10 protein-coding genes are annotated in these 15776 nt (G+C 72.0%); 2 read left to right on the forward strand and 8 right to left on the reverse strand.

The genetic code is table 11. From position 1 onward, the window contains the following. Window positions 1-13: 13 nt before the first annotated feature. The 6 genes from IE265_RS24795 to IE265_RS24820 all read right to left on the reverse strand — a co-directional run bounded on the left by IE265_RS24795 (window position 14) and on the right by IE265_RS24820 (window position 8170). Window positions 14-787, reverse strand: a complete 774-nt coding sequence (locus tag IE265_RS24795; RefSeq protein WP_190037878.1) for an SDR family NAD(P)-dependent oxidoreductase — start codon at window positions 785-787, stop codon at window positions 14-16. A 71-nt stretch (window positions 788-858) separates the two neighbouring features. After that, window positions 859-2943, reverse strand: coding sequence for an alpha-galactosidase (locus IE265_RS24800; protein WP_190037879.1), 2085 nt, complete (start codon window positions 2941-2943; stop codon window positions 859-861). Continuing rightward, window positions 2940-3788 carry a carbohydrate ABC transporter permease gene (locus IE265_RS24805; RefSeq protein ID WP_190037880.1) on the reverse strand — a complete coding sequence of 283 codons (849 nt, stop codon included), beginning with the start codon at window positions 3786-3788 and terminating at the stop codon, window positions 2940-2942. Before IE265_RS24805 ends, IE265_RS24800 begins: the two co-directional genes overlap by 4 nt. Continuing rightward, window positions 3788-4738 carry a carbohydrate ABC transporter permease gene (locus tag IE265_RS24810; RefSeq protein ID WP_190037881.1) on the reverse strand — a complete coding sequence of 317 codons (951 nt, stop codon included), beginning with the start codon at window positions 4736-4738 and terminating at the stop codon, window positions 3788-3790. The genes IE265_RS24805 and IE265_RS24810 overlap by 1 nt, the downstream gene beginning before the upstream one ends. A 1-nt stretch (window position 4739) precedes the next feature. Beyond that, window positions 4740-6026, reverse strand: a complete 1287-nt coding sequence (locus IE265_RS24815; protein ID WP_190037882.1) for an ABC transporter substrate-binding protein — start codon at window positions 6024-6026, stop codon at window positions 4740-4742. A 113-nt stretch (window positions 6027-6139) separates the two neighbouring features. Next, entirely contained in the window at window positions 6140-8170 is a 2031-nt protein-coding gene (locus IE265_RS24820; RefSeq protein WP_229916473.1) for a DUF8189 domain-containing protein, read from the reverse strand. 897 nt (window positions 8171-9067) lie between these two features. Between IE265_RS24820 and IE265_RS24825 the strand changes: the two genes are divergently transcribed. After that, window positions 9068-13153, forward strand: coding sequence for a discoidin domain-containing protein (locus IE265_RS24825; RefSeq protein ID WP_190037884.1), 4086 nt, complete (start codon window positions 9068-9070; stop codon window positions 13151-13153). A 58-nt stretch (window positions 13154-13211) separates the two neighbouring features. Here IE265_RS24825 and IE265_RS24830 read toward each other — a convergent pair whose 3' ends face one another. Both IE265_RS24830 and IE265_RS24835 read right to left on the reverse strand, forming a co-directional pair. Continuing rightward, window positions 13212-14066 (reverse strand): oxygenase MpaB family protein, encoded by an 855-nt coding sequence (locus tag IE265_RS24830; RefSeq protein ID WP_190037885.1) that lies wholly within the window; start codon window positions 14064-14066, stop codon window positions 13212-13214. A 1-nt stretch (window position 14067) separates the two neighbouring features. After that, window positions 14068-14901 carry an oxygenase MpaB family protein gene (locus IE265_RS24835; RefSeq protein ID WP_229916475.1) on the reverse strand — a complete coding sequence of 278 codons (834 nt, stop codon included), beginning with the start codon at window positions 14899-14901 and terminating at the stop codon, window positions 14068-14070. A gap of 230 nt (window positions 14902-15131) precedes the next feature. Between IE265_RS24835 and IE265_RS24840 the strand changes: the two genes are divergently transcribed. Beyond that, window positions 15132-15764 (forward strand): DUF6230 family protein, encoded by a 633-nt coding sequence (locus IE265_RS24840; RefSeq protein ID WP_229916477.1) that lies wholly within the window; start codon window positions 15132-15134, stop codon window positions 15762-15764. Window positions 15765-15776 lie beyond the last annotated feature (12 nt).

Raw genomic sequence — 15776 nt, forward strand, 5'->3', positions numbered from 1 at the left:
GTGGGGAGCGTGGTCACGCGGAGGCCTTGACGACGCTCCAGCCGCCGTCCACGACGAGGCTCGTCCCTGTGATGTAGGAGGCGTCGTCGGAGCTGAGGAAGGCGATGGCGCCGGCCACCTCCTCGGGGGTGCCGAAGCGGCGTGCCGCCGTCTCGGCGACGCTGCGCTCGCGGTCCTGCGGCGCGACGCGGTCCCAGGCGGCGGTCAGGATCGGTCCGGGGACGACGGCGTTGACGCGGACGGCGGGCCCGTACTCGACGGCGAGTTGGCCGCACAGGGACAGCAGGGCGCCCTTGGAGGCCGCGTACGCCGGATGGCCGGGGATGCCCCGGTGGGCGTGCACGGACGAGGTGAGCACGACCGCCCCGGAGCGGTCGCGCAGGTCGGGCAGCACGGCCCGGAACCCGAGGAAGCCGCCGGTGAGGTTGACGTCGAGCTGCCGCCGCCAGGAGGGGAGCGACATCGTGTGGGCCGGTGCCACCTCGACGGTGTAGGCGTTGCTGACGAGGACGTCCACGGGCCCGAAGTCGTGTGCGGCGGCGACGATCCGGGTCCAGTCGTCCTCGTCGGCGACGTCTGCGGCGACGAACCGGGCGAGTCCGCCCGCCCCGGTGATCCGCGCGGCGGTCTCCTCGCCCGCCTTCTCGCCGATGTCGGCGATCACGACGGCGGCTCCCTCCTCGGCCAGTCGTACGGCCGTGGCGGCACCGATGCCGGAGGCCGCTCCGGTCACCACGGCCGTGCGGCCGGTGAAGCGGTCGCCGTGCCGTCGTGCGGTCTGCTCCATCGTGGGGTCCTTCTCCTCTGCGGGCGCGGATCGGCTGCTCGGCCGTCCTGGAAAGATATGCCGGGCCGGGTTCACCGCCGTGTCAGCACCACCAGGTCGGCGTCGTGGCCGGCGCTCCAGGTGAAGGGCAGCCCGTAGTGGAGCAGATGGGCTCCGCCGTACGTGGTGCCCGACGCGGCGTCGTGGTAGCGGGCCCCGGGGTCGAGTGCGCGCAGGCGCAGGCGGGAGGGGCGGCCGGGCACGAGCGGGGCTCCGTCGAGGCGTCCCGTGCCGAGCGCCGCGACGACGGTGCGCCCGCTCGCCGGATGGTCGTACTGCACGCCGAAGGTGGGATCGTCCGGTGTGCCCAGGAGGTGGACCTCTCCGTGGTGGATGACGTCCCGCACCTCCTTGTACCGGGAGATCCACCGGGCGGCCTCGGCGCGCTGTCCGGGTGTCCAGGCGCGCAGGTCGGCGCCGACGCCGAGGACTCCGCACATGGCGTTGACGAAGCGGAAGGCGAGGCTGCGCGGGCGCGGGTCGAAGATTCCGGGGGCGTCCGTGACCCAGGAGCTCATGACGTGCGGGGCGTGCGCGTGGAGGAAGCCGTACTGGATGGACAGCCGGTCCAGGGGGGCGGTGTTGTCGCTGGGCCAGACGACGTCGGTGCGTGCGACGGTCGCGTGCTCGACGCGGGCGCCGCCGCCCGCGCAGCCCTCGATCGTGACGTCGGGGTGGGCGGTGCGCAGGTGGTCCAGGACCCGCAGGTATCCCGTGACGTGCTGGGCGTCCAGGTCGAGACGGTCGGCGGGACCGGCGCCGGGGCGGCCGCGTTCGGTCGGCGGCCGGTTCATGTCCCACTTGAGGTAGTCGACGTCGTACTCGGTGAGCAGCCGGTCGAGGGTGCCGGTCACGAAGTCCTGGACGTCCGGGCGGCCCAGGTCCAGGAGGAGCTGGTTGCGGACCAGGCGTCCGGGGCGGTTGTCGATCCGGTAGACCCAGTCGGGGTGTTCGGCGTGCAGGCGGCTTCCCGGGCTGACGGCCTCGGGTTCGACCCAGAGTCCGAAGTCGAGGCCCAGGGAGCGGACTTCGTCGACGAAGCGGCCGAATCCGGCGGGGAAGGCGGCCGGGTCCGGGTACCAGTCGCCCAGACCGCCGGTGTCGTCGGCGCGGCCGGTGAACCATCCGTCGTCCACGACGAACAGTTCGGCGCCGATCCCGGCGGCGGCCCGGGCCAGTTCCAGTTGGCCCTCGGCGTCGACGTCGAAGCCGGTGGCCTCCCAGGAGTTGTAGAGCACCTTGCGGGGCCTGTGCAGCCGCTCGCCGGCGAGGTGGCGTTCGTGGCGGTGCCACACCCGGGACAGCCCGTCGAGTCCGTCGGGGCTGAACGCGCAGGCCAGGCGCGGCGTGATGAGGGTCTGCCCGGGGGACAGGACGACGGCGCCCTCGTGGGGGACCCGTCCCGCGCGGACCCGGACGGTGCCGCCCGGTACGGCCTCCGCGGTGATGTGCCAGTTGCCCGACCACTCCAGGGCGACGCCGTAGGCCGCGTCGGCCTGGCCGTCCTGCACGGCGAGCCAGGGCGCGTACGCGTGCCCGGGTACGCCCTGGAGGCTGCCCATGGTGAAGGTGCCGCGGGGCAGGTCGAGCTGGGTGAGCTGGAACTCCTGCGACCACTGGCCGGTGAGGCAGGTCAGCCGTGCCGGTCCGGTGAGGGGGACGGTGACCGCCGCCGAGTCCAGCCGTTCCAGGCGCAGTTCCTCGTCCCCCGTGCAGGTCAGCTCGGTCCAGCGCAGGATGACGTCCGTTCCGGGGACGGTGGCGTAGCACAGGACGGCCCGCAGTCCGAGGACGGCGTCGTGGAAGGCCAGCCGCAGGGTTCCCTCCTCCGTCCGGGCGTCCTCGAAGTCCCACCACACGCCGCGTTCGGCGCCCGGTCGTGAGGCCACCAGGTCGGCGCCGCCGAACGGCCGCAGGCCGTGGGGCAGGTACTCGGCGGGGGCGGCGTCGGCGGGTGTGACGAAGTGGGTGCGACGCGACCAGTCGAGTGCGGACGGGCCGTCCTCGGCGCCGTGCGGGCCCCACGCGTCCAGCTCGGCCCACGGGCCGTCCGGGGAGAGGCGGACGGTGTAGACGGTGTTCTCGGTGCGCAGGGTCCAGCGCCGGTACGAGGTCACTTGACGGCTCCCAGGTTGAGGCCGGCCACGAAGTGCCGCTGGAACCGCAGGAACACGGCGACGGTGGGAGCGGCGGCGATGACCGATCCGGCTGCGATCACGTTCCACATCGACACGTACTGCCCCTGGAGTCCGATGAGTGCGGCGGTGATGGGCATCTTGGTGTCGCTGCGCAGCACGGTGATCGCCCAGAGCAGGTCGTTGAAGATCCAGGTGAAGGACAGCGCGCTCAGGGCCGCGAGGGCCGGGCGGGTGAGGGGCAGGATGATCCGCCAGAAGATCTGCCACGGGCCGGCCCCGTCGACGACCGCCGCCTGCTGGATCTCCGGCGGGATCGAGCGCATGAAGCCGTACAGGACGAAGACGTAGAAGCCGACGCCGAAGCCGATCTGCACGCCGACGAGGGCGGGCAGGGTGTCATACACGCCCATCAGCTCGCTGAGCTTGGACACGGGGACGAGCAGGATCTGCGGCGGGAGCAGGTTGCCCCCGAGCATGAGGAGCAGCAGTGACCGCCGGAAGGGCAGTTCGTAGCGGCTCAACCCGAAGGCGGCCATGGCGGCGAGTGCGAGCGTCACAAGGACGCTGGGAACGGTGACGAGCAGGCTGTTGATCAGGGCGCGCTGCTGTCCGCCGTCGGTCCACGCCTGTCCGAAGTTGTCCAGGGTGAAGGAGTGGGGCCAACTGCCCAGTCCGTGCGCGGCGATGTCGTCGAAGGTGCGCAGGCTGGTGACCAGGACCAGTGCGATCGGCAGCAGCCAGAGCAGGGCCAGGGTGCCGGCGCCGAGGTGGAATCCCGCGGTCGCGGCCCGCCTGCGGCGCACGGCCGTCGATGTGGCGGACATCAGTCGGCCTCCCGGAACGCTCGGACGAGGTAGGAGCAGATGACGCCGAAGGCCAGCACGAAGATGACGACGGCCAGGGCGGAGCCGTAGCCCAGCCGCAGGGACTGGAAGGCGGTGGAGTACATGTAGGTGCTCAGCAGTTCGGACGAGTGGTAGGGGCCGCCGCGGGTCAGTGACCACACCACGTCGAAGGAGCGCAGTGAGTCGATGACGATGACGGACAGCACGACGGCGTTGACGCCGCGCAGTTGGGGCAGGGTGACATGGCGCAGGCGCTGCCAGGCCCCGGCGCCGTCGACCTTGGCGGCCTCGTACAACGCCGGGTCGATGCCCTTGAGTCCGGCGAGGTACAGGACCATGACGTAGCCGATCTGGCGCCAGAGCGCGGGGACGATCACCGCGTACAGGGCGGTGTCCTGGTCGGCGAGCCAGGCGTGCCTCAGGCTGCCCAGGCCGACCGATTCGAGGAGTTGGTTGAGGACTCCGTCGGGCTGGTAGACCGCCTGCCAGACCAGCGCGGTGGCGACCAGCGAGAAGACGACGGGCAGGAAGAGGGCGGCCCGGTAGAAGCCGACGCCGCGCCGCTCCTGCTGGAGCAGCAGCGCGGCGGCCAGGCCGAGCAGGGCGGACAGGCCGCCGAACAGCACCAGCCACAGCACCGTGTGCCAGGCCGCGCTGCGGAAGGTGGCGTCGCCGGCCATCTCGTGGAAGTTGTCGAGGCCGATGAACCGGGGTGCGGACACTCCGTCCCAGCTGGTGAAGGCCAGGTAGAAGCCCTGGAGGGCCGGCCAGAACACCCACACCGCCTCGACGAGCAGCGGCACGAGGACGAATGCGAGGACGAGGGGCGGGGTGCGGCGCGCGCCCCGGCCGCGCCCGGTGCCGCGCCGGGCGCCCCGGGCCGGCGGCGGGGTCGGCGACTTCCGCTCCGGGGCGGTCAGGACGCTCACCTCAGGCCTTCCAGATCTTCTGGGCGTCACGCTGCCAGTCGGTCAGGATGGCGCCGATCTCCTTCGGTTTGGCGAGGAACTTGGTCAGCGCGGTGTCCGCGGTGGGCTGGAGGGCGTCGCTGGAGTCCCGGTTGAAGAACTGGGTGATCTCCGCCGCGGCCTCGATGTGCGCGCGGCCCTTCTTCACGAGGGCGGTGCCGGAGTCCTTCGCGTCGGGGTTGCACGGCAGCGCGGTGCCCGAGGAGCCCTTGATGTAGATCTCCTGCGCCTCGGCGGTGGCGAGGTAGCGCAGCAGGTCGACGACCTGGTCGCGGCGGCCGGTGCGGGCGCTGGCGAAGTAGCCGTCGGTGGGGGCCTCTTCGGCGAGCGGGACCTTGGGGTCGATGACGGGGAAGCGGAAGAAGTCGATGTCGTCCAGGGCGTCCTTGGGCGCCGCGTCGGCGAAGAAGGTGCCGATGAGCATCATGCCGCTGCGTCCGTTCAGCAGCGACGTCGTGGCGTCCTGGAAGGCGACGGCGGTGCCGTTCGGGTCGAAGTAGGGCAGTACTTCCTGCCAGCGGTCGAAGACCCTGCGCACCTCGGGGTCGTCGAACCGGTGCTTCCCGGCGAGGAGTTCGCGGTGGTAGGCGGCGCCGTTGATGCGGATGTCCAGGTAGTCGAACCAGGCCGAGGCGACCCAGGCCGTGTTGCCGCCCGCTCCCAGGCCGATGGGGGTGATGCCCTTGCCCTTGAGCTTGTCGCACAGGTCGAGGAAGTCGTCCCAGCTCTTCGGCTCGCTGACGCCCCACTTCGCGAAGTTGGACTTCCGGTAGAACATGCCCCACCAGTAGTACGTGGTGGGTACGAAGACCTTCTTGCCGGAACTCGCGGTGCACAGCGTGTTCAGGGCCTTGGAGTACTGCCCGAGGTCGGGCGAGGCCCAGACGTCGTCGAGGTCGAGCAGGAGGTCCTTGCTGCTGTAGGCCTCCGCGACCGAGCCGGGGTACCAGGTGTAGACGTCCGGCGGGTTGGCGGAGGTGAGGTACGTCGGCAGCTGGGTGCGGAAGGTCTCGGCGGCCACGGTGTTGAGGCTGGCGCGGCCCGATCCCTGCTTCGCGTAGGCGGCGACGAGGTCCGTCATCGCCGCCTTGGCCTGCGGGGCGGAGAGGTTGGACTGAAGGGTGACCGCGCCCTTGGAGGAGGTCGTGCCGGAGGGGGTCGAGGTGACACAGCCGCTGAGCAGTGCCGTCGTCCCGGCTGCTCCGAGTCCGGCGAGGAACCGGCGTCGGCCGGGCTGGTGAATCGTCATGGAGGGCTCCCTGTGGATCCGCACGGACGGGGCCCCTCCCCTGGAGGAGGGGTCCCGCTCGCGTTGATCCAGATTCGCGTGGCCCTCGGGCCACGTCAAGAATAATTACTAATTTATTTGAACTGGGTCCGGTGGACCCGGTTGTCGACGCCGCGGAACACCACGTCGATCGCCCCGCCGGCCCCGGCCACCGCTCCAGGAGCGCCCCCGAACGCGGCGCTCGGGAACTCCTGCCGCTTCGTCCAGCCCTTCCAGGCGCCGTCCTCGAACCGCTGCTGCCACAGGGTGTAGTCGCCGGCCCGTGTGTACAGCACGACCGCGTCGGCGCTCGCGACCAGCGTCGGGCTGCCGCTGACCGTCCCGCCGAGCGACGTCCACGGCGACCAGTCCCCCGACTCCTCGCGGGACCGCGTCCACACGTCGTCGGCGGCGGTGCGCACGGCCACATGGACCCGTCCCTGCCCGTCGACGACGGCGGACGGACGCCCGTACGTCGTGCGGCCCTCGGGTGCGCCGAACGAGGTCCATCCGGACGTCGGACCGCGCCCCACGACCCGGCCGTCCTCCCCCCGGGCGAAGAGCGCCCACTGCTCGGGACCGGTGAACGCCACGGACGGCGCGTCCGTCACCCGGCCGCCCAGACCGCGCCAGGGGCCCCAGCGGCCGTCGACGAGGGCACGCCGGTAGACGCGGGAGTCGGCGCCGCGCACGAACACGTCGACGCGGCCGCCCCGCGACGCGTACGCGGCGGGCTGACCCAGGATTCCGCCGCCCACCGGACCGCCGAGGTCCGTGGACCGCCCCTCCCCCGCACCGTCGGCCGGAGCCGTCCGCTGCACGAGCGAGCCGCGCGGCCCGCGCACGAAGGCCGTGAGCGTGTCGCCGTCCCGCACCACGGCCGGGTCGCCCGTGGCCCGCGGCCCGCCGATGCCGGCTCCGGGCAGGGCGTCCTCCCCGGTCAGTTTGAGGAACGCGGTGCCGTGCGCCGGGACTTCGACCGTGTACGAGTCGGTGTGGACACCCCGGTCCGCCCTGGCCCGCAGGTCGCGCACCCGTACCGGCCCGCCGAGCGCCGCGTCGGAGAACCGGACCGTGCGCTCGACCGGCCGGTCCGACCTGTTGAGCAGCACGACGGCACGACGGCCGGCCCCCGACAGGACCTTGCTGTAGACGTCGCCCACGGAGTCACTCGCCACCCGGACTCCCTGTACGGCCAGGGGGTCCTGGTCGACGGCGATGATCTCGGGGTTCCGCAGCGTGCGGAGCATCGACTCCGACAGGGTGCGCGGGTCGGAGCCCAGGACGAGCGGCGAGCCCATCTGCGCCCACATCACGAACTGCGTGGTGGACTCCTCCTCGGTCAGCTCCAGGGAGCCGTCGCCCATGCGCCGCATCGGGATGAGGTAGTCCGGGTCGTTGTAGTGGCCCGGCCCCTGGGCCTCGGGGTGCCAGGCGTTCGCGTCCATGTTGCGCAGCACGTTGGGCCACTGGCCGGGGCTGGGGGTGCCCCAGGCGATGTCCGTGCCGGTGCGCCAGGAGTCGGCGATGGTGGGGGCGTAGACGTACGTGTTGTGCGCGTCCTGCTCGGGCGTGTGCGGCACGCCCCAGTCGTCGGTGAGCGGATTGCAGAGGTTCAGCAGCATCCTCCGGCCCGACTTGGCCACGGCGTCGCTGAACTCCTTGAACGCCGGGCCCGGATCGAGCTTGGCGCCGATACCGCACAGGAAGTCGACCTTGATCGCGTCGAACTTCCAGTCCGCGAACTGCCGTGCGTCCTCCTCGTAGTGACCGCGGCTGCCGAGGCCGCAGGTCTTGCCTCCGTCGTAGGCGCCGGCGTCGGTGTAGATCCCCGCCTTGAGGCCGCGCTTGTGCAGATAGGAGACCAGGGCGGGCATCCCGGAGGGGAAGCGCTCCGGGTGGGCGACCAGCCGTCCCCGCGCGTCACGCGGAGCGTCGGCCTGCCAGCCTCCGTCGAGCCACACGATGTCGTAGCCGCTGTCCCGCAGACCGCTGTCGACCAGCTTGTCCGCGACGGAACGCACGTGCTCCTCGGTGGGGGCGCCCAGCCCGTAGTACGTGTTCCAGCCCATGTAGGGGGTCGGTGCGAGACCGCTGTCGTAGTACGCCGGCGCTCCCTGGTCCACGGCCTCCTGAGCCGTTGCGGCCGGGGCCGCGGTCGCCGCCAGCACCGTCGCGATCGCAACCGCGGTGGCACGACGGGTCCGTATCGAAACCGTGGACGGATGGCCTTGCGGGGGTGAAGTCACTTGCCTCTCCCGATGGTTGGGAAGCACGGGGCGTGACGCGGGCCGCGTTGCGACAGAGGGCCGTCGACGTCACGGCGAAGACTGTGGCGTGCGGCCGAAACCCTGTCAACATTAATTCCTAATTTAATAGAAACAGCGATCCGGGTGCGATCGACGCCTTGACAGGCCACCCCGTCCGCTGCCAGGTTCGGCGTCACTTCCACGACCGGCCCCACCTCCACGACCGGCGGAACGCGTCACCGGACCCGCCGTCCGGCGGTTCGGCCTGCGCTCGGGCGACCCGCTCCGACACGGGCCACGACGGGTTCGGCACGGCTCCCGGTCCGACCGGTCGCCCCGCCCCGACCACGCCGGCCATGCGCAGGCTCCGGCCTCCCGGGGCGACCGACCGGCAACCGCATTGACCGGACTCCGTCGCGCCCGCAGAACCCCGCGACCCGCCCGCGCGGTCCGCGCCCGGCCGCCACCGCACCCCGCGCGGTGGGCCGCCGCCGACCCCCTCCCGTGGTGCCGGAGCCCCGCCTGATCGCCGCGCCCGGCCACCGCGGGAGTCGCTCGGCCCAACAGGGCCCGCCGCCCCTCGCATTGGCCCCCACGTCGCATCCGCACCACGTCCTCCACCCGCCTCACCAGGCAGGACGACACAAACTCCTTATCGGGGGTTGACAGAAGTCCGCTCTCGTCACAGCCTTTGGCAACGTTGTCATTCCGTTGGCGTCGAGCGCCGAGCCGCATCCGGCCCGCGCCGCCGCCTTTTGATGGGACATCACGTTCATGAACGATCAGTCGAGCCTGCCAAGTCACCCCTCGCGACGGTCCGTCGTCGCGACGGGGTCCACCCTGCTGGCAGGGTTCGGAGTCGGTTCCCTGCTGCCCGGGTCGGCCGCCGCCGCCACCGGAACCGGTGCCTCCGCCGCGCCCGCCCCGCCCGGCGAGCTCGCGCTCCACCGCCCCGTCACGGTCTCGTCGACGGCCTACGCGCCGACTCCCGGCTCGTTCGTGGTGGACCGGCTCGCCACCCAGGGGGTACGGGGCAGCGGATGGCGGGCCGAGGCGGGCGACCCCCAGTGGATCTCCATCGACCTCCAGGCCCAGTGCCAGGTGACCTCGATCCGCCTCACCTTCGAAGGCGACGCGAGCGACCCGGTGTTCACACCTCCCACCAGCGGGAACCCGGCGAGCGGTACCACCGGCAAGGAGATCCAGTCGAGCTACGCGGTCGAGTACGTCGTCGAGACGTCGACCGACCGGACGTCCTGGACCAGCGCCTACCGCACGACGGCCGGCACCGGGGGCGTGGTGGACATCCAGCTCCCCCGCCCGGCCACGGCCCGCTGGGTGCGGATGACGTCACGCAGGCGCTCCGGCCCGCTCCCCCTCGGCCTCAACGGCTTCGAGGTCTTCGGCACCGCCAAGGGGCACCGGCAGCCGGCCACCGGCTGGACGGACTGGGGTACGCACCGCACGCCCGCGCCCGAGCTCTCCGTGGACCGCGACGGCACCGTGCCACTGGAGTCGGGGTGGCGGCTGACCCTGGACGACTGGGCCGACGCGGACGGGAGCAAGCTCTCCAAGGCCGGTGTGGACACGAGCGGCTGGCTGCCCGCCACCGTGCCCGGCACCGTCCTCGCCTCACTCGTCGACCAGGGCAAGCTGCCCGATCCGGTCGCCGGCCTCAACAATCTGCGGATCCCCGAAGCCCTGTCGCGGCACTCGTGGTGGTACAAGCGGGACTTCGACGTTCCCCGCGGTCTGCGCACCGGAGCTGGGCGCAGGATCTGGCTGGAGTTCGACGGCGTCAATCACGCGGCCGACATCTGGCTCAACGGCCGCCGGGTGGGCGGCGTCACCCATCCCTTCGCCCGCTCGGCCCACGACGTGACCGGGCTGCTCGCCCCCGGCGGCACGAACGCCCTCGCGGTGAGGATCACGCCGATGCCGGTGCCCGGCAGCCCGGGGGACAAGGGCCCCGCCGGAGAGGCCTGGGTGGACGCGGGCGCCAACCAGATGAACCTCAACTCGCCGACCTACCTCGCCTCCTCGGGCTGGGACTGGATGCCCGCGGTGCGGGACCGGGCGGCCGGCATCTGGAACCACGTCCGCCTCAGATCCACGGGCCACGTCGTGATCGGCGACCCCCGTGTCGACACCACGTTGCCCGACCTGCCCGACGTGTCGGTCGCCGAGGTGACCGTCGTCGTCCCCGTCCGCAACGCCGACACCGTAGAGCACCGTGCGGCGGTCTCCGCGGCGTTCGACGGCATACGGGTCAGCCGGACCGTGACCGTGCCGGCCGGCGAGAGCGTCGAAGTCACGTTCACGCCCGACGTGTTCGGCGTGCTGCGCGTGCGCGACCCGAAGCTCTGGTGGCCCAACGGACTCGGTGAACCCACCCTCCACGACCTCACCCTCGTCGCGTCGGTCGGCGGCACCGAGAGCGACCGCCGCTCCACGCGCTTCGGCATCCGCCAGTTCGGCTACGAGTACGACGTGCCACTGCCGTTCACCGCCTCCGGCGACGCCTCCACGCACTCGGTCACCTTCGACCGGCAGCGGGCCGCCCAGTATGTGCGCATCAAGTGCCTGACCCGGGCAACGAGTTGGGGCAGCTCGCTGTGGACGCTGTCCGTGCTCGACAGCGCCAGGCCCGGCATCGACCTCGCACTGCACGCCCCGGCCGACGCGTCCAGCAAGGACGGCGACGACCACGGCCCGGCCCGTGTCACCGACGGCGATCCCGCCACCCGCTGGTCGTCGGCGTACGAGGACGACCAGTGGATCCGCGTCGACCTCGGGGCCGAGCAGTCCTTCGACCGGGTCGACCTGGTCTGGGAGCAGGCGTACGCCAGGACCTACCTGGTCCAGGTCTCCGCCGACGACGACACCTGGACCGATGTGGCGTCGGTCGACCACACAGCCGTACCACTGCCGTTCAACAACGGCAACGCGAGCCTGCAGGTGGAGGACTTCGCACCGCGCACCGCCCGCCATGTGCGCCTCGCCTGCGGGGTGCGCAACACGAGCTGGGGCAACTCCCTCTGGTCGCTCGGGGTCATCGACAGCACCGAGCCCGGGACCGACCTGGCCCTGCGGCGTACGGCGACCGCTTCGAGCGAGGACTCCGGCCATCCGGCCGCCCACGCCACCGACGGCGACGCCGGCACCCGCTGGTCGTCCGAGTACAAGGACGACCAGTGGATCCAGGTCGACCTCGGCGCACCGCAGAAGTTCGACCGGGTGGCCGTCCTGTGGGAGCCGGCGTACCCGAAGACGTACGTGATCCAGGTGTCCGACGACGCCGAGCACTGGACCGACGTGAAGGAGGTGTCCAACACCCCGGACCCGCTGAAGATCAGCGTCAACGGCGTACGGGTACTGGCCCGCGGCGGCAACTGGGGCTGGGACGAACTGCTGCGCAGAATGCCGCCGGAGCGGATGGACGCGGCGGTACGGATGCACCGCGACATGAACTTCACGATGATTCGCAACTGGGTCGGGACCTGCGACCGGGAGGAGTTCTTCGCCGCCTGCGACGAGCACGGCATCCTGGTCTGGAACGACTTCCCCAACGCCTGGGGCATGGACCCGCCGGACCACGACGCCTTCATCTCCCTCGCCCGCGACACCGTGCTGCGCTACCGCATGCACCCCAGCGTGGTGGTCTGGTGCGGGGCCAACGAGGGCAACCCGCCGGCGGCCGTCGACAAGGGCATGCGCGAGGCCGTCGAACAGCAGGTCCCCGGCCTCTTCTACCAGAACAACTCCGCCGGCGGGATCGTCACGGGCGGCGGACCGTACGGCTGGGTCGAACCGCACAAGTACTTCGACGCGTCGACCTACGGCAGCCGGGACTTCGGCTTCCACACGGAGATCGGCATGCCCGTCGTCTCCACGGCGGCCAGCATGCGCAACATGACGGGCGACGAGCCCGAGTGGCCGATCCGCGGAGCCTGGTACCACCACGACTGGAGCGAGCGCGGGAACCAGTCGCCGCAGACGTACAAGGCTGCCATCGAGACCCGTCTGGGCAAGGCCGAGGACCTCGACGACTTCGCCCGCAAGGCCCAGTTCGTCAACTTCGAGAACACGCGGGCCATGTTCGAGGCGTGGAACGCGAACCTCTGGGACAACGCCAGCGGCCTCATGCTGTGGATGTCCCACCCCGCGTGGCACAGCACGGTGTGGCAGACCTACGACTACGACTTCGACGTCAACGGCACCTACTACGGAGCTCGTTCGGCCTGCGAGCCCCTCCATATCCAGGCGGACCCCGAAGGGCGGGTCATCGCCGTCAACCACACGCGCAAGGACCTGCGTGACGCCACCGTGTCCGCGCGGCTGCTGGACCTGAGGGGCCGGCAGGTCGGGCGGGCCAGGAGCGCCCGGGTGGACGTGTCCCGGGCGACGACCACGAAGGCGTTCACCGCAGGATGGAGCGACGACCTGCCCGACCTGCATCTCCTGCGCCTGACACTGGAGAGCGCCGACGGCCGGGTCCTGTCGCGCAACACCTACTGGCGCTACCGCACCCCGGAGGCCATGCGGGCCCTGGCCGAGGCACCCCGGACGACGCTCTCGGCGTCGGTGACGCGCCCGACCCGCTCGGGGAGCCGTCACGAACTGACCGCCACCGTGCGCAACCGCGGCGCGGCCGTCGCCGCCATGGTCCGGCTCTCCCTGCTGGACGGGACGACCGGGGATCGCGTGCTGCCGACCCTCTACGGCGACAACTACCTGTGGCTGCTCCCCGGCGAGTCGCGGTCCGTCACTGTGTCATGGCCCGCGCGGGCCCTGTCCGGGCACCGGCCCGTCCTCCGGGCGGAGGCGTACAACAGCCGCGCCACCACGGCCCGCGCCTAGGCGGGCGGGTCGTTCCGCCGCCCGGCGCACCGTGCCGCCGGGCGGCGGCGGGTTCTCGTCAGGACGGGGACGTGCCGGTGCGACGGCTTGCGGCGCGGGCGGCCCGGGCCGTCGGCAGGTAGCGCAGGCGCTCCGGAAGCAGGGGCACGACCCGGCGGACGACGGCTCCGAAGCGGCGGAGCCGTCGTTCGTCCCTGGACGTCCAGCCCAGGCCGAGGCGGTCACGCACGGACGGCGGGAGGAGGCCGACGGTGACGAAGGCCTGGAGGCGGGCCAGCGGGCGCCGGACGTACGGCCAGAACCGGCGCAGGACCGCGGGCGTGCCCGGCGGGGGCGGAATGGGGCGGCGCGGGTCGAGCAGTTCCTCGACGACGACCGTGCGCTCCAGCTCCTCCTCCACCATGGTGTCGAAGTACGGCCAGAACTCCTCGGGTGTGCCGGGCATGTCACGTGCCTTGATGCCGAGGATGGCGCCGAGCCGCAGCGGCTCGTCGTAGAGGCGGCGCTCCTGCTCGGGTGTCAGCGGGTCGGACAGGTACCGGGCCGCCCGCAGGAAGATCGGGTAGGCCGTGGCGTGCACCCAGGCGTAGTGGGCGGGTGTGAGCGCGTGGTAGGCCCTGCCGCGGGTGTCCGTTCCGCTGATGTCCTTGTGCAGCCGGCGCAGACGCCGTCCCTCCTCGGCCGCGCGTTCGCCGCCGTACACCCAGAGCTGGAGGGATTCCAGGGACCGTGCCGCGCGCCCCCAGGGGTCCGTGCGGAAGGTGGAGTGGTCGTCGACGCCCGCGCCGACGGCGGGGTGCGCGACCTGGAGGACGAGCGCGGCGGGCAGCGAGAACAGCAGCCGTGTGTCGCCCGCGATGTCCCAGAGGATCGTCCCCGGGGCGAGGGGCAGGGGCTCGGTCGTGGACGTCATGTCACCATGCTCCCAGAGGCCGCCGGGCGGCCGGATCGATGCCGGGCCGGTGGGTGGCCCAGTGGGCGATGCCGAGCGAGACGCCGATGCGCAGCGGCGGCGGGACGAGCGTCATCAGGACCCTGACGGCGAGGGCGAAGCGGCGCAGCGAGCGTTCCCGGCCCGGGTCCCAGCCGAGTCCGAGCCGTTCGCGCAGGCGGGGCGGCAGGGTGCCGACGGTGACCAGCAGCGCGTAGTGGGCGGCGACCGCGGCGAAGGGGCGCCAGAGGGGTCCCGGCAGCCGTCGGAAGGGCTTCGCGGGGTGGGTGAGTTCGTCCAGGACGTCCCGCACGGAGCGGTTGTCCTCGAGCCGGTTGTCGACCATGTCGTCGTAGTACGCGCTGAACGCCGCCCAGTCCGGGGGCAGATGACGGTCCTTGAGCCCCCAGACACGTCCGACGTCCCGCATCTCGCGGTAGTACTCCTCCACCTCCCCCTGCGTCATGCCCCTGCAGAAGAGCCGCTGGGCGTCCACCGGCCCCTTGACGAGGGTGGCGTGCACCCAGTGGTAGGCCTCCGGGTCGAGGGCGCGGTAGGGGCGGCCCGAGGAGTCGGTGCCCTTCATCGGGGCGTGCACACGGACCAGGCGGCGGGCCTCCTCGGTGGCGGCCCGCTGCCCTCCGTACACGACCGTGCTCAGGGAGAGCAGTGTGCGGACCAGCCTGGGCCAGGGCGCCGCGCGGAAGGCGCTGTGGTCGGCGACGCCCGCGCCGACGACGGGGTGGGCGACCTGGAGCAGGAGCAGTTGCGGGGCGACGAGGGTGGAGCGGGCATCGCCGAAGTAGCGCCAGGCCATACCGCCCCGGCGCGGCGCGCGCACTTCTGATGTCGGGTCAATTCGGGTCGATGTAGAGGAAGTTGCTCGGTTCGGCAGATTCGGTGGGCCGGTCATGAAGCCTCCGTTCCTCCATGGTGTCCGGAGTATTGACGCGCCCCGTGAAACAAGTCAATAGTTTTTGTATCTTCGACTCATCGGTGGCCCGTGCGCTCCCGGCCACCGCTCCAGCCCCGCGGAAGGGACGTCCCATGCGAGACGGATACGCAGGCGCCAGGACGACGGTGCCGGGGGAAGGCCGTACGCACTGGAGGCGGACCGCGGTGATGCTCGTCCCGTGCACGCTGGCGGTGGGAGCACTCGGCATCGCCATCGCGCAGGGCGCGCTCGCGGCGTCCTTCGCCGTGTCCGGGTCGGCCTTCAAGGTCTCGGCCTCCGAGATCACCGCGGAGGGCGTGTCGTCCTTCCCCTCCTCCGTGGGCGGCTCGGCGAACGACGCCAGACCCGTGCTGCTGGCCGGCGTGAAGAGCGGCACGGTCTCCGACGTGTGCGTCTCGCTCAAGCAGAGGCTGCCCCTGGTCGGGGACATCACGATGCTGGTGCGCTCCGGCGCGGACAAGCCGCTGGAGGGCACGAACCTCGTGGTGAACGCCGACGCCCTCACGGGCGGCGGGGGCAGGGTGACCGGCGTGGAGGCGGGCCGGGACGCCTCGACCCTGACGGCCGCGCCCGGGGTCACCGGCCCCAGGGGCACGTTCGGCGTCCAGGCGAGCACGGCCGTCGCCCGTGACGTCAGGAGCACCGCGTACGCAGCCAACGGGGGCACCCTGACGCTGGAGAAGCTGGAGATCGAGTTCAGCCGTACCGGCAAGCAGTGCTTCTGACCCCGGCGACGG

Source organism: Streptomyces fructofermentans, assembly GCF_014651055.1.
In the GTDB taxonomy this organism is placed as follows: domain Bacteria; phylum Actinomycetota; class Actinomycetes; order Streptomycetales; family Streptomycetaceae; genus Streptomyces; species Streptomyces fructofermentans.